This window comes from Kribbella jiaozuonensis (assembly GCF_005233875.1).
Lineage (GTDB): Bacteria > Actinomycetota > Actinomycetes > Propionibacteriales > Kribbellaceae > Kribbella > Kribbella jiaozuonensis.
Genome location: NZ_SZPZ01000006.1, coordinates 439923 through 457485, shown reverse-complemented (window position 1 = coordinate 457485; position 17563 = coordinate 439923). Strand labels below are relative to the sequence as shown.

Below are 17563 nucleotides of genomic sequence, written 5' to 3'. Positions count from 1 at the left end.
GCCGGACGCCCTTCGTCGTACTGCGTGGTCTGTCAGGCGCCGGTGATCAGCGCGCCGGCGCCGGAGCGGGCCGCGTCGAAACGGGCCTGGGCGTCGGCCCAGTTGACGACGTTCCACCAGGCCTTGACGTAGTCCGGCTTCACGTTCTTGTACTGCAGGTAGAACGCGTGCTCCCACATGTCCAGCATCGCGATCGGGGTCTGGCCGGCCGGCAGGTTGCCCTGCTGGTCGTACAGCTGGTGGATCAGCAGCTGGCTGCCGAGGGCGTCCCAGCCGAGGATGGCCCAGCCCGAGCCCTGGATCGTGGTCGCGCTCGCGGTGAAGTTCGCCTGGAACGCGTCGAACGAGCCGAAGAACTCGTCGATCGCGGCGCCGAGCTCGCCGTCCGGCTTGTCGCCGCCGTCCGGGGACAGGTTCTTCCAGAAGATCGAGTGGTTGACGTGACCGCCGAGGTTGAAGGCCAGCGTCTTCTCCAGCCCGACGATCGAACCGAAGTCACCCTTGTCGCGGGCCTCGGCCAGCTTGTCCAGGGTGTCGTTCAGACCCTTCACGTAGGTCGCGTGGTGCTTGTCGTGGTGCAGCTCCATGATCTCGCCGGCGATACTCGGCGCGAGCGCGCTGTAGTCGTAGGGAAGATCGGGAAGCGTGTACGTGGTCAACTCTGCTCCTTCGTCGGGGCCCACCAGGGCCGATATCTCCGATGTCCTGTCTCAGCGGCACCAGCTTGAAACTTCAACCACGGTTGAGGTCAAGGCAACACGCGGGCGAACGCGCCACCACCGACCGGTGCCCGGTCCGACCGCCTTCACACCCCGGCGTACGTCCCGGACACCCCCAGCTTCACATACTCCACCCAGCGACCCACGAGCGAGTCTCACCGAACCGCGAGCACCAGCTTCCCGCGGGTCCGGCCGTCCTCGAGACGCCGGTGCGCCGCACCCGCCTCGGCGAGCGGGAACACCTCCTCGACCTCGATCCGGACGGCGCCGCTCTCGATCAGCTCGGTGATCTCACCGAGCGCGTGACCGTCGGGCTCCACCAGGTACGACGCCACCCGGACGCCCGACTCCGCGGCCCGGTCAACCACTGCCTGCGGGCTCCCGGACGGTACGGCGACGACCAGGCCACCCGGCCTCGTGACCGCAACTGACTGCGTCAACGTCGCCTCGGTCCCGACCAGATCGACCACGACGTCCAGGTCCCCGGTCGCCTCGGCGAGCTCCTGCGAGTGGTAGTCGATCACAGCGTCCACGCCGAGGCCGCGCAGCCACTCGTGCTTGCCGGCGCTCGCCGTACCGACGACGTACGCCCCGAGCGCCTTGGCGATCTGCACGGCCAGGTGGCCGACCCCACCCGCGGCCGCGTGGATGAGCACCCGCTGGTCCTTCTGTACGTCGGCCAGCGCGGTCAGGATCTGGTACGCCGTGAGCCCGGCCAGCGGCACCGCGGCGGCCTGGATGTGGTCGAGGTTCGCGGGCTTGCGGGCGAAATGCCGGGACGGCGCCGTCACATACTCGGCGTACGCGGAAGCCGCCCGCGGGAACCACGGCATCCCGTAGACCTCGTCTCCGACCGCGAGGGTGTGGACGCCATGCCCGACCGCCTTGACGACGCCGCTCACGTCCCATCCGAGGATGAACGGCGGTTCGCCGAGCAGCCCGGCCACGCCTTGGCCGGCTCGGGTCTTGGCGTCCACGGGGTTCACTCCGGCCGCCTCCACGCGGACCAGGACCTCCGTGGGCAACGGCTCCGGCCGGGCGGTGTCGATCAGCTTGAGGACCTCGGGTCCGCCGTACGTGTCTTGGCTGATTGCTCTCATGGCTCGGGAAGCTATCCCGATGGCCCTAGTTTCCCGCAAGGACTACTGCTACCTTTTGGGAAGTATGACGACGAAATGCTCCACCGGCATGCACGACAAGCACGACGTGTACGCCTCGCAGTGCCCGTGCCGGGACGTTCTCGACCTGCTGGCGAACAAGTGGGCCGCCCTCGCGATCGGTGCGCTGGAGGACGGCCCGCTGCGGTTCGGTGAGCTGCAGCGGCGGCTGCAGGGGATCAGCCCGAAGGTGCTGACCCAGACGTTGCGGCGGCTGGAGGACAACGGGTTCGTGGACCGGGAGATCTTCCCGGCGGTGCCGCTGCACGTCGAGTACTCGTTGACCGCCATCGGCCGAAGCGTGTCGAAGCCGCTAGGCGCGCTGCGCACCTGGGTGGAAACCCACCTCGACCAGCTCAGCGCGTAGCGCCTTCGCGAACGGCTCGGGCTGGTCGGCGAAGCCGGTGTGCCCGCCGGGGAAGTGGGTCGGCTCGATCCCGAGCTGGTCGGCCAGCGCCGTCGAGGTCCGGTCGCACAGCTGCCCGGTCGACTCCTCGCCGATGCCGACGATGACGTTCGCCGTACGGAGCTTGTCCAGGTCCGGCATCCAGGTGATCGTCTCGCGCATCTCGTGCGAGAACCAGAACTGCTCGGCCGCGACCTGCTGCGGGTCGCGTTCGCCGCTGAACATCATCTCGACGACCTGGTCCGGTACGCCGAGGTTCGCCAGCCGGAAGAACTGCTGCCACGCGCCGACCACGTCCCCGGTCAGGTAGTCGGCCATCAGCTTCTCGGACTTCGCCAGCAACTCGTCGCCGTCCTCGACCAGCCGATCGAGCGGCGGCTCGTGGGCGATCACCGCGCGTACGACGTCCAGGTGCTGCTGGGCGAGCGCCAGCACGCTCACCGCTCCCCCGCTCGATCCGAGTACGACGGCAGGGCCGGCGTCGACGTGCCGGATCAGCCGGGCCAGATCGTCGGCGCGCTGCTCGGGTCGCGACGTACCACCGGGATTGAGGGCGCTCCGCTTCACCCCACGCGGATCGGTCGTCAGCACCGTGTAGTCGTCGGCCAGCAGGTCGGCCAGCGGTGCGAACGAGTCCGCGTCCATCGGCGCGCCGACCAGGACCAGCAACGGTCCTGATCCGCGCACCTCGTAGTACAATTCCGCCTCGGGAACCACCAATGTGTTGTTCATGCCACCTCCACGAACGACGGTGGCACGAATGGACATCAGTTCTGGAAGACGTCCGAGTCCGGACCGAAATCGGCCTCCTCGACGACCCGGCGCACCTCGACCTCGTCGCCGAGCGCCTCCGCCAGCCGGGCGGCCCACTCGATCGCCTCGTCGCGGTTGCGCACCTCGACGACGATCATCCCGCCGACGAGTTCCTTGGTCTCCGCGAACGGGCCGTCGGTGACCGTACGCCGCCCGTCCTCGACCTTCACCCGCGCGCCGAGCGAGCTGCGGTGCACCCCCTCCGCGAACAGCAGCACTCCCGCCTTCGACAGGTCCTCGATCACGCTCCCGACCCCCTCCGCAACCTCCGGCGACGGAAACTTCCCGGCCTCGCTGTCGGCATCCGCCTTGTTGATGATCATGTAGCGCATCGCTGCTGCTCCTCGTCGTGTCGATCGATCACTTACTCTCACGTCGATCAGCCCACACCAGGATCGACACGCGCCCTCGGATCAATCGCTCCCGGTTGCTTCGGCGATCGAGCGGGGGGCCCGGACCTGGGAGAACTGGAGGTTTCCGGCGGGCATCATCCAGGTCATGACCTCGACCGCGAGGCGGCCGGCTCGGACTGCGGGGTCGGCCTCGGCGTGTTGGCGGGCGGTTGCGGCGTCGACCGACCAGATGGAGAAGCCGCGGTAGCGCTCGTTGTCCTGGTCGACGAGTGGGCCGCGAGCCAGCACCAGAGCGCGATCCTGGAGGTCGGCTCCGTGGGCGAGGTGGCGGTCCTGCAGGTCGGCGGCCTCGTCGTCGGTCATCACCGGGGCGTCCGGGCGCAGCGTCAGCAGGATCACGGTGTATCGGTCGAAACGCATGTCGCCAAGCTACTCAGTTCGGCTGGTCGCCGTTGGGGTTGTAGGCGCAGGCGTCGACCAGATTCTGGGTCGGGCCGGGGGGTGGAGTGGTGGTGGTTGTGGTGGTCGGCTTGCGGGTGGTGCTGGGGGTGGTCGGCGTGACGGTCGGCGGCGGGGTGGATTCGAGGGCGTTCTCGACGGTGTCGCGGAGGGCCTGGTAGTCGGGGTGGAGGTACTTGAGGCGCAGCTTCTCCGGGTCGAGCGTCACGTTGGAGACCGTGCCGGACTTGACCTTGAGCGCGAGCTCGACCATCGCCGGGAGCAGTTCCTGCGGGATGTCCGTCCGGAGCAGGTGCTGCCCGGCCTTCGCGATCGCCTTGTACTTCGTGACCAGCGTCTGCGGATCCGCCGCGTCGACGATGCTCTTGATCACGCACCGCTGGCGGACCTGCCGCTGGTCGTCGTCGGCGCCGTACCGGCCGCGGGCGAACCAGAGTGCGTGCCGTCCGTCGAGGTGCTGGTTCGGGCCGGGCTCGATCCACTCCTTCGGCGGGATGTGCGAGCTGCTGATACCGCCCATCGCGACCCGCTCGTTGACGTTGACCTTGATCCCGCCGAGCGCGTCGACGATCTCCGGGAAGCTCTGCAGGTTGACCTGCAGGTAGTAGTCGAGCTTGAGCCCGATCGCCTCGCCGACCGATTGCTTGACCACGTCGGCGCCCTCGTTGTCGGACGGGCCGAGGATGCCGGGATGCGCGTCCGGGATGTTCTGGTACATCGCGGTCAGCATCCACTCCAGCCGGCCGTCGAGGCTGAGCCCCTCCTTGCCGAAACCGTCCGGGTAGTACTTGTGCAGCGGCGAGTCCGCCGGGAACGGCATGAAGGTCAGGTTCCGCGGCAGCGAGATCAGCGCGGTGTTGCCGGTCTTGGTGTCGATGCTCGCCACGATCACCGTGTCCGTTCGTACGCCCTCCCGGCTCGGCGCGTCGTCGCCGCCGAGCAGCAGCAGGTTCAGCCGCGGTTTGCCCTCCCACGGGTCCTTGACGTTGACCACCTTCGGCCGGGTCGCGCTCTTGCTCTCGCCCTCCGCCTGGAACACGTCCTGCACGAGCGTCCGCTGCGCGAGCACACTCTGTACGCCGACCGCCGCCGGCGCCGCGATCGCGAAGCAGAGGATCCCGACGAAGCCGGCCCCGAGCGCCCGGCCGCCCGCACCGCCCGTTGCCGGACGCAACGACCGGTGCGAGGCCACGATCACGACGATCCAGAGGAACGCGACCGCGGCGATCACGACCGACGTCATCAGCAGCCGGCTCGGTACGACGGCGGCCGCGAGGACCTGCTCCCGCCGGGTCAGCCCGACGTACACGCAGAGGCCGACCAGGCCGAGGAACAGGGTGAGTACGAACGCGCCGATCCGCCGGCGGCCGCCGATGATCAACCCGAGTCCTGGAAGCAGTGCGCCCAACAGGGTCAGCCCCAGCAACTTCGGCACCGATCGTGGCCGTCTCGTTGCCGCGCGCGCACGTCTCCCCATTGGCTCCCCTGTCCGCCGTCCGCTTCCAGTGTGCGCCACCAATCGCACCCTGTACCTCTTCAGACGTGTTACAGCGTTAATCGGTTGTCAATCGGCCGCATCCGGCCGGTAGGTTGACCGATCGTGCAGATTCTGGTTCTGGGTGGAAACGGGTTCGTCGGCCGCGCGATCGTCGAGGACGCGCTGGCGCACGGCGCGGAGGTCGCGTCGTTCAGCCGCGGGAAGAGCGGTACGCCGCTGCCCGCGCAGGTGACCGAGCTGATCGGCGACCGGGAGACCGGCGACTACGAGTCGCTGCAGACCGGCGAGTGGGACGCGGTGGTCGACCTGAGCGGCTACCGGACCCGGGACGTCGACCAGGCGATGGACGTGCTCGGTGACCGGGTCGGGCGGTATGTGTTCGTCTCGAGCCACGCGGTGTACGTCCGCGACCTGCCGGCCGGGACCGACGAGACCGCGCCCCGGCGCGAGCCGATGCGGGACGCCGAAGTACTCACCAACGAGACGTACGGGCCGTGCAAGGTCGCGTGCGAGGACGATGTCGTCGAGCGGTACGGCGATCGGGCAACGATCATCCGCCCCGGCCGGGTGACCGGCCCGGGCGACACCGCGAGCACGGTCCTCTACTGGGTACGACGCGGTGCCGCCGGCGGCCGGGTCGCGCTGCCGACGAAGCCGGAGCAGCCGCTGCAGTTCATCGACAGCCGCGACGTCGGACGGCTCGCGGTCCAGCTGATCACCGACGCCCGGTCCGGCGGGTACAACGCGGTCGGGCCGTTCAGCACGATCGCCGAACTGATCGAAACCTCGGCGGACCTGGCCGGCCGAACGGTTGAGTTGGTGCCGGTGCCGAGGGACGCGGCGCCGGCGCGCTTCCCGCTGATGGAGCCCGAGTCCGAGTGGGGCGAACGCCGCCGCAACCCGGCGAAGGCGCGAGGCGCGGGCATGTCCGTCACTCCGCTCCGCCAGACCATCGCCGACCTGGTCGCATGGGATCACGACCGCGGCACCCCGGACCTCGACTTCGGCTTCACCCCCGAGCAGGAAGCGAAGCTCCTGGCCTCCATCTGACCGGAGCTACTCCGGGAGGGCGAGGGTCCGGCCGGCGTCGCGGGCCGCGTTGATCGAGCGGGTGAGGGTGTCCTTCAGCGCGGTGGCCTCGTCGGCGAAGCCTTGGACGATCGACGTGTCGCCGACGGGCTCGGTGCGGGCGAGGAGTTCGATGTAGCGGTCGCCGTCCTCCAGCGCAGCTTCGGCACGCAGGGCGGCGTCGGCGGAGCGGACCCGGTCGGCGTACCGGTCGAGGAGGTCGACCTTGCGCTTGATCGCGTCGACGGAGAGCGCGAGGGCGCGGCGCTGCGGTCCGAGTACGGCGTCCAGCTCGGCGGACTCCATCCCTCGGGCGATGTCCTTCTGCCGCGCTCGCAGTACCGTCTGCTCCCGCAGTACCTGCGCGATGTCCCAGAGCTGCTCGGGCAGGACGAGCTCGTTCTTCATCTCGTCGAGCAGCCCGCGCCGGGTAACTGTTGCCTCAAGCACCGTTTTCACCGCACGCTGCGCACGCCCGAGCATCCGCGCCGCCGGCTCGTCGAAGTCCTCCGGCAGCAGGTATTTCCCGTGCTGGATCCGGACCGCCTTGTGCCCGCGGTCCTCGACCATCGACTTCACCAGGATCCCGCCGGTGGCGAGGACGGCGACGCCGGCCAGCGCCACCGCCGCCCAGGCCGCGACCGCCGTCGGCAGCGTCGCCGCCATCACGATCAGCGCCAGGATCCAGCCGCCGACGCACACCGCGAGCCAGACCAGCAGCGTGCCGAACGTGTTCCCGGGTGCCACCGACCACGACGTCTGCCGTTTCGGGCGGGACGCATCGGCCGCGACGAACAACTCCGGCCGGTGCTCGTACAACCGCGGTACGCCGACAGGCACACCCGGCGCGAACACAGGCTCCATCGCCACCTCCGGAGAAGTCGTCAGCACTCAGCGTAGCCGGGTCGCCAGCCCATCGAGGAAGACATCGAGACCGAACTCGAACAACTTGTCGAGGTCGTATTCATAGTCGAACCCGTCCGCAAGCAACTCCCGGAACGCGGGCAGATTCCCCATCGCGATCATCGCGCCGAGTTTGTCCGCCTGCTCGGTCACCCACTCGTCCGCGGTCACGCCCGTGTCCTGCTCGGCCTGGGCCTCCGCCTCCATCACCAGCGCGAGGCCGCGCACGTACGCGAACAGGCTGATCATCGCCGATAACGCCGAACTCTTCTCGAACCCGCGCAACGCCCGCAGCACCGCATCCGTGTGCGGAAGCAACCGCGGCACCAACTGCGGCCGGCTCAGACTGATCGCGCTCGCCAGCCAGAGATGACGCCGGTACGCCGCCCAGTGCACCCGCGCGACCATCGCGATCGCCTCGCGCCAATCATCCGGCGAAGTCCCCAGCGGGAACTCCCCGATCGCCGTGTCGACCATCTGTACGACGAGTACGTCCTTGCCCCCGACGTACCGGTAGAGCGCCATCGTCGACACCCCGAGCTCGCTCGCGATCCGCCGCATCGACAACGCGGCCAGCCCCTCGGCATCAGCGATCGCGATCCCCATCCGCACGACCTCGTCCCGATTCAGCTCAGGTTGCTCGACGCGACGCGTCGTACGAGGAGGTGGACCGACGACGGTCCCGACACCAGGGCTCGGATGCACGAGCCGCTCGGCCTGCAGCGCCTGCAACGCCTTCGTCGCGGTCGCCATCGCCACCCCGAAGTCCCGCACCAGCGCCCGCGTCGACGGCACCCGGTCCCCCGGTTTCAACTCACCGGCCTTGATCCGCCGCCGCAACTCGGCCGCGATCGTCTCGTACTGCGTCATTGCCCCTCCCGAGCTAGTGCGCATACATCGTACGCGCACTATCCCGGAATGAGACCCCTCCTGACAGGTCAGCTTAGGTAAGGCTATCCTCTGCCGCATGCAGGAAACGATCGGGCTGACCGGCGACGGGCTGTGTCTCGGGTACCACGGCCGGCGTGTCGTCGACGGCGCCTCGCTGCATCTCGAGCCCGCGCGCGTGACCGCGCTCGTCGGTCCCAACGGCAGCGGCAAGTCGACGCTGCTGCGTGCCCTCGCCCGTCTCCATCACCCCGACGCCGGCAGCATCACCTTCCCCGGTGGCGGTAACGCGCTCGACCTGTCGGCGAAGGAGTTCGCCCGCAAGGTCACGCTGCTCTCGCAGTCCCGGCCGACCCCGAGCGGCGTCAGCGTGCGCGACGTCGTCGGGTACGGGCGTCATCCGCACCGGAGCCGTTGGCGCAACGACGACGCGGACGGCCCGCGCGCGATCGAGCACGCGATGACGGTCACCGGCGTCACATCGATGGCCGAGCGTGCGGTCGACGAGCTGTCCGGCGGCGAACTGCAGCGCGTCTGGCTGGCAACGTGTCTCGCCCAGGACACCGGCGTACTCCTGCTCGACGAACCGACCACGTTCCTCGACCTGCGGTATCAGATCGAGATCCTCGACCTGATGCGCGAACTCGCCGACGAGCACGGCGTCGCGGTCGGCGTCGTACTGCACGACCTGAACCAGGCCGCTGCGGTGGCGGACCGGATCGCACTACTCGATCAGGGGCGGGTATGTGCGACCGGTACGCCGGACGAGGTACTGCGAGCCGACGCACTCACCGAGACGTACGGCATCACCATCGAGGTCGGCACCGATCCGGCCACCGGTCTGGTCACCACTCGCCCCATCGGCAAACACCTGTCCCGCGTCACGACGAGCTGGAAGTCATCCTGATGAGACGAACCGCCATCGCTCTGGTCGCTGCTGCCCTGCTGGGCCTGACTGCCTGCGGTACCAGCGAACCCACCGCCTCGAACGACGCCAGCGACGCCGCGGCGCAGCCGGTCTCGCTGACCGACGCCCGGAACAAGAAGCTCGACCTGAAGGCGCCCGCCAAGAAGGTCGTGGCGCTGGAGTGGAACGCCGCCGAGAACCTGGTCACGCTCGGCGTGATGCCGGTCGGCGTCGCGGACACCAAGGGCTACACGAACTGGGTCACCGCGGCGAAGCTCGACCCGTCGGTGAAGGACGTCGGTACCCGCGGCGAGGCGAGCGTCGACGCGATCGTTGCCCTCAACCCCGATCTGGTCATCACCACGACCGACGAGGCCGCGAACACGATCACCCAGCTCGAGAAGGCCGCGCCGGTGCTGGTGATCCGCGGCGCGGACGCGAAGAACGCGATCCCGCAGATGAAGACGAACCTGGACCTGATCGGCCAGGCGGTCGGGAAGGCGGACCAGGCCAAGCAGCTGAACGCGGACTTCGACAAGGCGATTGCCGACGGCAAGCAGAAGATCGCCGACGCGGGTAAGGCCGGCACCGGGTTCACGATGGCGGACGGGTGGAAGCAGGGCAGCACGATCTCGATCCGGATGTTCACGACCGGGTCGCTGCTCGGCGCGGTCGCGACCGAGCTGGGTCTGAAGAACGGGTGGACCGGTGCCGGCGACAAGGACTACGGGCTCGCACAGACCGATCTCGAGGGGCTGACCAAGCTGCCCGACGGGAACTTCCTCTACATCGCGAACAAGAACGACGGCGGTGACGTGTTCGGCGGCGACCTGGCCGGGAACGCGATCTGGAAGAACCTGCCGTTCGTGAAGACCGACAAGGTCCACCGCCTGCCCGACGGCATCTGGATGTTCGGCGGCCCGAAGTCCACCGAGCAGTTCATCGACGCCGCCGTCCAGGCAGTCACATCTTGACCCAGCAGGCGGGCGCAGGCGCCCCGCCCGACCACCCGGACCGAGTGGGCGCAAGCGCTCCACACCCGGACCGGGTGGGCGCAGGCGCTCCACACGCGGATCGGCCGGCGGCGCCCCGCCCCGCGACCCACCACGGTCTCGGGGCCGCAGCGCGGGAGGTCCCGCTTCAACCCGTTCGGCCGGTGCGGGTGGCGGGGGTGTTCGTGGTGGCGGCGGTTGCGATCCTCCTGCTGGCTGCCGTGCATCTGACGCAAGGCACATCCTCGGTGGGAGCCGGGGACCTGCTGCGGCTGGTGTTCGGGCAAGGAACGGACAACGCCGCGAACGTGCTGGTCGCGTCGCGGTTGCCCCGGCTGCTGGCCGGGGTGCTGGTAGGTATCGCCCTGGGGGTTGCGGGAGCGGGGTTGCAGTCGTTGGCTCGCAACCCGCTCGCTTCACCCGACACGTTGGGGGTCAACGCAGGGGCGTACCTGGCCGTCGTGATCGTGGCCGCGTTCGGGGTGTCGTTGCCCGCGCTGCCCGCCGGTGGAGTCGCGTTCGTCGGCGGGCTCGCAGCCGCAGGGCTGGTGCTCGTGTTGTCGGCGGGCGGCTCCACCGGGCCGACCCGGCTGATCCTGGCCGGGTCGGCGGTCGCGATGGCGCTCGCCGGCGTGACCACGCTGCTCCTGCTGCTGTACCGCGAGGAGACGGTCGGCACGTTCGCCTGGGGCGCCGGCACGCTGGTGCAGACCGACCTGCGCGCGGTCACCCAGATGGCACCGATCGTTGCCCTCGGCATCCTCACCGCGTTCCTGCTGGCCGCGAAACTCGACATCCTTGCCCTCGGCGACGACACCGCCGCCGTCCTCGGCGTGAACGTACGCCGGATCCGCGTCCTCACCACCCTCGTCACGGTCATGCTCTCCGCGGCCGCCGTCACCGTCGCGGGACCGGTCGGTTTCGTCGGCCTGGTCGCGCCGGTCCTAGTCCGCCTCACCGCCCCGCTCGTCCCCGGCCTGCTCCGGCACCGGGTACTGCTCCCGCTCTCCGGTCTCGCCGGCGTCCTCGTCGTACTCGCCTCGGACGTCGTACTGCGGGCCGCGTTCGGCGGGCAGGCGGGTGTGGAGATCCCGACCGGGATCATGACGATGGTGGTCGGCGCGATCGTCCTGATCTGGCTGGCCCGTCGCCATCGCGACTCGGGACCGAGCCGCTCCCCCGGCGGGACGAGCAGCGGGCTGCGGAGTCGCCGTACGTTCTGGATCGTGACCGCGGCGCTCGTCGTACTGCTGATCGCCGCGGGGGTCGGCGCGATGCTGACCGGTGACGCGCTGCTCCGGACCGGCGACCTCGCGAACTGGATCAACGGCGCGTCGGGCCGCGCGATCACCTACGTGCTGGACCAGCGCTTCCCACGGGTCGCCTCGGCGCTGCTGTGCGGTGCCGCGCTCGCGATCGCCGGTACGACGGTGCAGGCGGTCTGCCGCAACCCGCTGGCCGAACCGGGCATCCTCGGCATCACCGGCGGCGCGGGCGTCGGCGCGATCGCCACGCTCATCCTGTTGCCCTCAGCAAGCATCTGGCTGCTGTCGGGCGTCGCCGCGGTCGCAGCCGTCGTCACGTTCGGGCTGGTTTACCTGATCTCCTGGCGCGGCGGCTTGAGCTCCGACCGGTTGGTGCTGATCGGGGTCGGCGTCTCGGCGGTGGCGACCGCGATCATCACGTTGCTGATCGTTGCCACCGATCCGTGGAACCTGAGTCTGGCGATGACGTGGTTGTCGGGGAGCACGTACGGGCGGACGCTTCCGCAGGTGCTACCGGTGACGATCGCGCTGATAGTCCTCACTCCAGTTGTTGTCCATGCCCGTCGAGAGCTGGACCTGCTGGCCCTGGACGATGATGTGCCGCGGATCCTCGGCGTGCGGCTCGAGCGAACGCGGCTGCTGATGCTGCTGGCAGCAGCTCTACTGACTGCGGCGGCGGTCTCCGCGATCGGTGTGGTCGGGTTCGTCGGCCTGGTCGCCCCGCACGCAGCACGGGCGCTGGTCGGCGGTCGGCATGCGCGGATCCTCCCGGTCGCGGCCCTGCTCGGCGCGATCCTGGTCAGTGTCGCGGACAGCCTCGGCCGTACGGTCCTCGCCCCAGCCCAGATCCCGGCCGGCCTCCTAACAGCACTCATCGGAGCGCCGTACTTCGTCTATCTGCTCTGGAGAACACGGGTGCCCACGCGCTGAACCTCGTGTCAAGATGGTCCGCATGCTGCGCGAACTGCACCTCACCGGCAATCCGGACGCCGACAAGTTGCTCAACGACGACCCGTTCGCCTTGCTGGTCGGGATGCTCCTGGACCAGCAGTATCCGATGGAGCACGCCTTCTCCGGCCCGTGGAAGATCGCGAACCGGATGGACGGTTTCGACCTGCACAAGATCGCCGCGAGCGACGTCGACACGTTCGTCGAGCTCTGCGTCACGCCGCCGGCCATCCACCGGTACGGCGGTTCGATGGGCCGCCGGGTGCACGCGCTGGCGCAGCACATCATCGACAACTACGACGGCGAAACCGCGAACATCTGGCTCAGCGGCCGGCCGAAGCCCGACGGCGCCGAGGTGCTGAAGCGGCTGAAGGCACTGCCCGGGTTCGGTGAGCAGAAGGCGAAGATCTTCCTCGCGATGCTCGGCAAGCAACGCGGCGTACAGCCCAAGGGCTGGCGGGAGGCCGCCGGGCACTACGGCGACCGCGGCTCGCACCGCTCGATCGCCGATGTCACCGACGCCGCCTCGCTGGCCGAGGTGCGCAACTTCAAGAAGGCCGCGAAGGCCGCCGCCAAGGAAGTCGCCGGCGCCTGAATCCCCGCGACACCAAGGCCCGACCTGTTGCAGGTCAGGCCTTCTGCGTGCGGGTTGTCCCTTGTGAACCACGCGGTTTCCTGCAGGAGGCGACGTACCGCCTTATGCTCGGCTGGGGCAGCCACGGGAGGAGAGCGGATGGACATCCGGGATCTGGATCGTCGGGCCGGCGCAGTACTCGGTGAAGTCGTGATGCAGGTGCGGACCGAGCAACTCTGGTTTCCCACCCCGTGCCCCGACTGGACCGTGCGCGGTCTGCTCCGCCATCTGGTCAGTCAGAACGAGGGCCTCGCAGCTGCTGCCCTGAACGGCTCCGCCTCCATCCACACCTGGAACGGCGGCCGCCTCGCCGACAACCCGGCCGGCGCGTACCGGCGGTCGAACGTGCGGGTCGCGGACGCGTTCGCCGACGGCGGCGCGTTGGACCGGCTGGTCGAGGTACGCGAGTTCGGCTCGTTCCCGCGCCGGATCGCGCTGACCTTCCACCAGCTCGACTGCATCGTCCACGCCTGGGACCTGGCCCGCGCGATCGACGTCCCGTACACCCCGCCGCCGGACATGGTCGAGATGGCGCTCACGCTGGCCCGCCGGATCCCCGACACCGAGGGCAACCGCGGCCCCGGGTACGCGTTCGACCGGATCGTGAAGGTCTCCGGCACAGCCCCCGACCTCGACCAGCTACTCGGCCTGCTCGGACGCAATCCGGAGTGGGTTTCCCCGCTGGACTGAGTACTCCGGCAGGTCGATCGCATCAGGTTTCGCCAACGTCATCTTCGCCAGCGCACCGGACATCAGCTTCGACGTCATCGTCCGGAGTACGAAGTCGCGGTAGGCGATCCCGAACGACGACATCGGCATCGCCATCTTGATCCCGCCCGGCGGCAGCTCCATCCGCTGATCGACGTACGCCTGCATCCGGGCCTGGTACGCCGGGAACGCGCGGACGTGATCGCCGTCGACCGCGGCCAGCTCGCCCGCCAGGACGTACGCCCCGACGAGCGAGAGCGCCGTACCGTGGCCGGCCATCGGCGAACCGCAGTACCCGGCGTCGCCGACGAGCGTGATCCGGCCGCGAGACCACTCCGGTACGACGACGCGGCTCGTGCTGTCCAGGTAGAAATCCCCGGCCTGGTCGAGCTGCTCCAAGATCCGCGACGTGTGCCAGCCGAGCCCGACGTACTGCTCCCGCACCAGCCGCTTCTGCGCCGCGAGGTCGCGCCGGTCGTAGCTGATCACCGGCGACCGGAAGCTGAGCAACGCCTTCGCGTACTGCGGATCGTGGTCCGGCCGCAGCCCGACCCATCGCCCGCCCGGCGCGGTGTACACCTTGAACCAGTGGTCCAACGGCTCAGGCGTCTCGACGGTGAAGTACGACGTGTAGCCGCCGAGGTGACGCACGTACTCCGACTCCGCGCCGAACGCCAACCGCCGTACCCGCGAGTGCACCCCGTCGGCGCCGACCACCAGGTCGAACCGCCTGTGCGTCCCGCTCGCGAACGTCACGTCGACGCCGGTCGTGTCCTGGTGCAGCTCGGTGATCGAGTCGCCGTACACGTACTCGACCCCGGCCGTCGCGTCGGTCAGGATCGCGGCCAGATCACCGCGCTGAATCTCGATCTCCGCGACCGGACCGGCACCGTCCATCAGCTCGGCGTGCATCACCGCGGACCGCGAGCCGTCGGCGCGCACGTACTCGAGCCCGCGCTCGTGCATCTTCCGCTCGGCCACCGCCGGCATGATGCCCATCCGCTCGGCGACCACCCGCGACACCCCGCGCAGGTCGACGGTCTGCCCGCCCGGCCGCGGCCCCGGCGCGATCTCCACAACCGTCGGCACAAACCCGAACCGCCGCAACCAGAACGCCAACGCCGGCCCGGCAATCCCACCACCGGAAATCAGAACAGTCTTCATCACTCACCCCTTTGACTAGTGCGCGTACGCCGTACACGGTGCACTACTCGCACCGCGCGACGCCACCGCGCACTAGTGCACCGATCAGAGGGTGAGCGCCAGCCGAGTCGCTTGCTCGATGGCCCGTTTGGCATCCAGTTCGGCGGCTACGTCGGCGCCGCCGATGAGGTGGACCGGGCGGTTGGTGGCGCGGAGTGCATCGGCGAGGTCGCGGACCGGTTCCTGGCCGGCGCAGACGACGACCGTGTCGACGGCGAGGACCTGCGGCTTCTCGTGCTTCGGGCCGAAGGTGACGTGCAGGCCATCGTCGTCGATGCGCTCGTAGTTGACGCCGCGCAACTGCTCGACCTGCTTGTTCTTCAAGGCAGCCCGATGCACCCATCCCGTGGTCTTGCCCAGGCCGGCCCCGATCTTCCCGGTCTTACGCTGCAACAGATACACCTTCCGCGGCGACGGCTCCGGCTGCGGTACTGCGAGCGCACCGGCGAGCTTCGTCGGATCACCGACACCCCACTCCCGCTTCCAGGCCTCGAGATCAGGCGACACCGGCGTGGTCAGGAACTCGCTCACATCCACACCGACCCCGCCGGCCCCGATCACCGCAACCCGTTCACCAACCGGCTTCCCCTCGCGCACGACCTCCGCGTAGGACAGCACAGTCGGATGATCGATCCCCGGGATCGCCGGCACCCGTGGTACGACGCCGGTCGCGAGCACGATCTCGTCGAACCCGGCCAGGTCCTCGACGGTCGCGCGCCGACCGAGATGCACCTTCACGCCGGTCAGTTCGAGCCGCCGCCGGTAGTACCGGATCGTCTCGGCGAACTCTTCCTTGCCCGGGATCCGCCGCGCGATCCCGAACTGCCCGCCGATCTCCGCATCCGCCTCGAACAACTCGACCCGATGCCCCCGCTCGGCCGCCGTCACCGCCGCCGCCAACCCGGCTGGCCCGGCCCCGACAACCGCGATGCTCTTGGTACGACGGGTCGGCAGCAACTGCAACTCGGTCTCGCGGGCCGCCCGCGGGTTGACCATGCAACTCGCCTTCTGCTTCGCGAACACATGATCCAGACACGCCTGGTTACAGGCGATACAGACGTTGATCTCGTCGGCCCGATCAGTTGTTGCCTTCAGCACCCATTCCGGATCGGCCAGGAACGGGCGGGCCATGCTGACCAGATCGGCATCTCCACGCGCCAGGACTTCCTCGGCGACCTGCGGCAGGTTGATCCGGTTCGAGGTGACGACCGGGATCTTCACGTACGGCTTGAAGGCCGCGGTCACGCTGGTGAACGCTGCGCGCGGCACGGACGTGACGATCGTAGGGACGCGGGCCTCGTGCCAGCCGATGCCGGTGTTGATGATCGACGCACCGGCCGCCTCGATCTCCTTGCCCAGCGCAACCACGTCGTCCCAGGTCTGACCACCTTCGACCAGGTCGGCCATCGACAGCCGGTAGATGATCAGGAAGTCCTCGCCGACCCGCTCCCGGGTCTGCCGGACGATCTCGACCGCGAGCCGGCGGCGGTTCTCCGGGCTGCCGCCCCAGCGATCGGTCCGCTTGTTCGTGCGCTCGGACAGGAACTGATTGATGAAGTACCCCTCGGACCCCATGATCTCGACGCCGTCGTACCCGGCCTCGCGGGCCAGCGCCGCGCAATCGACGTACGCCTTGATCTGCTTCAGCACTCCGCGGTCGGTCAGCGCGCGGGGTTTGAACGGGTTGATCGGGGCCTTGAGCGCGGACGCGGAGACGCTGAAGGGGTGGTACGAATAGCGGCCGGCGTGCAGGATCTGCAGCGCGATCCGGCCGCCTGCTTCGTGGACCGCGTCGGTCAGCAGCCGGTGCTTGCGTGCCTGCCGATGGCTGGTGAGCGTCGACCCGAAGGGCGTCAGCCAGCCGGTGCGGTTCGGCGCGTAGCCGCCCGTCACCATCAGGCCGACCCCGCCGCGCGCCCGCTCGGCGAAGTACGCCGCGAGCTTGGGCAGATCGCTCAGCCGATCCTCGAGACCGGTGTGCATCGAGCCCATGATCACCCGGTTCGGCAGCACCACATGGCCGAGATCCAAAGGCTCCAGCAAATGCGGGTACGCCGTCATCGGTTGTCCTTCCGGAGGGCTTCGATCACTTCGTCGCACCAAGCCGTGAACGACTCCTCGGCGCGGATCCCACCGCGCAGCACGAGGTACTGGTGCAGGTCGCGGCCGTGCAGCGTGGACGGTTTGGGGAAGTCGCGCCTCTGGATCCCGCGGTACACCTCGAGCCGGGTCGCATGCTCGGCCCGGTGCCGCTCGATCTCCTTGAGGACGACGTCCAGTGAGCCGAGCGAGGCACCGCGAAGCTTCACGCCGAGCCCGTCCCGCAGTACGGCGGGATCCTCAGGCTCGGCCAGCCAGCGGGTGAGCTCCGCCCGCCCGGCGGCCGCGACCCGATAGACCTTCTTGTCCGGCCGGCCCTCCTGGGCGATCTCGGTGTGCGTCACCCAACCGGCCTCGTCCATCCGGCGCAGCACCCGGTAGATCTGCTGGTGGGTGGCCGGCCAGAAGTAGCCGATCGACCGGTCGAACCGCCGGGCCAGCTCGTAGCCGGACCCGGCGCGCTCGGTCAACGAGACCAGGATCGCGTGCTCCAGCGCCATGACCGGAGCGTACCTATGCAACTCGTTGCACTGCATCTGATT

The 17563-nt window shown here is 69.2% G+C and carries 18 protein-coding genes; 7 read left to right on the top strand and 11 right to left on the bottom strand.

Going from position 1 to position 17563, the window contains the following annotated elements; translation table 11 throughout:
- Positions 1 to 32: 32 nt before the first annotated feature.
- Together FDA38_RS37575 and FDA38_RS37570 are read right to left on the bottom strand one after the other, a co-directional pair.
- Complete coding sequence (locus FDA38_RS37575; RefSeq protein WP_137258924.1) at positions 33 to 659, bottom strand: superoxide dismutase; 627 nt, start codon at positions 657 to 659, stop codon at positions 33 to 35.
- A 215-nt stretch (positions 660 to 874) separates the two neighbouring features.
- Positions 875 to 1819, bottom strand: coding sequence for an NADP-dependent oxidoreductase (locus FDA38_RS37570; RefSeq protein ID WP_137258923.1), 945 nt, complete (start codon positions 1817 to 1819; stop codon positions 875 to 877).
- A 64-nt stretch (positions 1820 to 1883) separates the two neighbouring features.
- Between FDA38_RS37570 and FDA38_RS37565 the strand changes: the two genes are divergently transcribed.
- Entirely contained in the window at positions 1884 to 2243 is a 360-nt protein-coding gene (locus FDA38_RS37565; protein WP_170989998.1) for a winged helix-turn-helix transcriptional regulator, read from the top strand.
- On the opposite strand, the gene FDA38_RS37560 is transcribed toward FDA38_RS37565, so the two are convergent.
- From FDA38_RS37560 to FDA38_RS37545, 4 genes are all read right to left on the bottom strand, one after another.
- The gene (locus tag FDA38_RS37560) at positions 2190 to 3014 is read right to left on the bottom strand and encodes an alpha/beta fold hydrolase (protein ID WP_137258922.1); all 825 of its coding nucleotides are present in this window, start codon (positions 3012 to 3014) and stop codon (positions 2190 to 2192) included. The two genes, FDA38_RS37565 and FDA38_RS37560, sit on opposite strands and share 54 nt — an antisense overlap.
- A 35-nt stretch (positions 3015 to 3049) precedes the next feature.
- On the bottom strand, positions 3050 to 3427 hold the full coding sequence (locus tag FDA38_RS37555; RefSeq protein ID WP_137258921.1) for a YciI family protein: 378 nt from the start codon (positions 3425 to 3427) through the stop codon (positions 3050 to 3052).
- Between the two features lie 81 nt (positions 3428 to 3508).
- Positions 3509 to 3868, bottom strand: coding sequence for a YciI family protein (locus FDA38_RS37550; protein WP_137258920.1), 360 nt, complete (start codon positions 3866 to 3868; stop codon positions 3509 to 3511).
- A 13-nt stretch (positions 3869 to 3881) separates the two neighbouring features.
- Entirely contained in the window at positions 3882 to 5342 is a 1461-nt protein-coding gene (locus FDA38_RS37545) for an LCP family protein (RefSeq protein ID WP_233715163.1), read from the bottom strand.
- A 165-nt stretch (positions 5343 to 5507) separates the two neighbouring features.
- On the opposite strand from FDA38_RS37545, the gene FDA38_RS37540 reads away from it, so the two are divergent.
- Positions 5508 to 6455 (top strand): NAD-dependent epimerase/dehydratase family protein, encoded by a 948-nt coding sequence (locus FDA38_RS37540; protein WP_137258919.1) that lies wholly within the window; start codon positions 5508 to 5510, stop codon positions 6453 to 6455.
- A gap of 6 nt (positions 6456 to 6461) precedes the next feature.
- Here FDA38_RS37540 and FDA38_RS37535 read toward each other — a convergent pair whose 3' ends face one another.
- Both FDA38_RS37535 and FDA38_RS37530 read right to left on the bottom strand, forming a co-directional pair.
- Positions 6462 to 7337, bottom strand: a complete 876-nt coding sequence (locus FDA38_RS37535) for a hypothetical protein (protein WP_233715162.1) — start codon at positions 7335 to 7337, stop codon at positions 6462 to 6464.
- Between the two features lie 27 nt (positions 7338 to 7364).
- Positions 7365 to 8246, bottom strand: coding sequence for a GntR family transcriptional regulator (locus FDA38_RS37530; RefSeq protein WP_137258918.1), 882 nt, complete (start codon positions 8244 to 8246; stop codon positions 7365 to 7367).
- 97 nt (positions 8247 to 8343) lie between these two features.
- Here FDA38_RS37530 and FDA38_RS37525 point away from each other — a divergent pair, with 97 nt between their 5' ends.
- From FDA38_RS37525 to FDA38_RS37505, 5 genes are all read left to right on the top strand, one after another.
- Positions 8344 to 9171, top strand: coding sequence for an ABC transporter ATP-binding protein (locus FDA38_RS37525; RefSeq protein ID WP_137258917.1), 828 nt, complete (start codon positions 8344 to 8346; stop codon positions 9169 to 9171).
- Positions 9171 to 10145: an ABC transporter substrate-binding protein gene (locus FDA38_RS37520; RefSeq protein WP_137258916.1), complete on the top strand. Its 975-nt coding sequence runs from the start codon at positions 9171 to 9173 to the stop codon at positions 10143 to 10145. The genes FDA38_RS37525 and FDA38_RS37520 overlap by 1 nt, the downstream gene beginning before the upstream one ends.
- Before the next feature lie 44 nt (positions 10146 to 10189).
- On the top strand, positions 10190 to 12358 hold the full coding sequence (locus FDA38_RS37515; RefSeq protein WP_325053139.1) for an iron ABC transporter permease: 2169 nt from the start codon (positions 10190 to 10192) through the stop codon (positions 12356 to 12358).
- Between the two features lie 22 nt (positions 12359 to 12380).
- On the top strand, positions 12381 to 12971 hold the full coding sequence (locus FDA38_RS37510; protein ID WP_137258914.1) for an HhH-GPD-type base excision DNA repair protein: 591 nt from the start codon (positions 12381 to 12383) through the stop codon (positions 12969 to 12971).
- 138 nt (positions 12972 to 13109) lie between these two features.
- Positions 13110 to 13700 (top strand): TIGR03086 family metal-binding protein, encoded by a 591-nt coding sequence (locus tag FDA38_RS37505; protein WP_137258913.1) that lies wholly within the window; start codon positions 13110 to 13112, stop codon positions 13698 to 13700.
- On the opposite strand, the gene FDA38_RS37500 is transcribed toward FDA38_RS37505, so the two are convergent.
- From FDA38_RS37500 to FDA38_RS37490, 3 genes are all read right to left on the bottom strand, one after another.
- Complete coding sequence (locus FDA38_RS37500; RefSeq protein WP_137258912.1) at positions 13650 to 14882, bottom strand: FAD-dependent monooxygenase; 1233 nt, start codon at positions 14880 to 14882, stop codon at positions 13650 to 13652. The two genes, FDA38_RS37505 and FDA38_RS37500, sit on opposite strands and share 51 nt — an antisense overlap.
- Positions 14883 to 14966: 84 nt before the next feature.
- Entirely contained in the window at positions 14967 to 16982 is a 2016-nt protein-coding gene (locus FDA38_RS37495; RefSeq protein WP_137258911.1) for an NADPH-dependent 2,4-dienoyl-CoA reductase, read from the bottom strand.
- On the bottom strand, positions 16979 to 17521 hold the full coding sequence (locus FDA38_RS37490; RefSeq protein WP_137258910.1) for a PadR family transcriptional regulator: 543 nt from the start codon (positions 17519 to 17521) through the stop codon (positions 16979 to 16981). The genes FDA38_RS37495 and FDA38_RS37490 overlap by 4 nt, the downstream gene beginning before the upstream one ends.
- Positions 17522 to 17563: the final 42 nt, after the last annotated feature.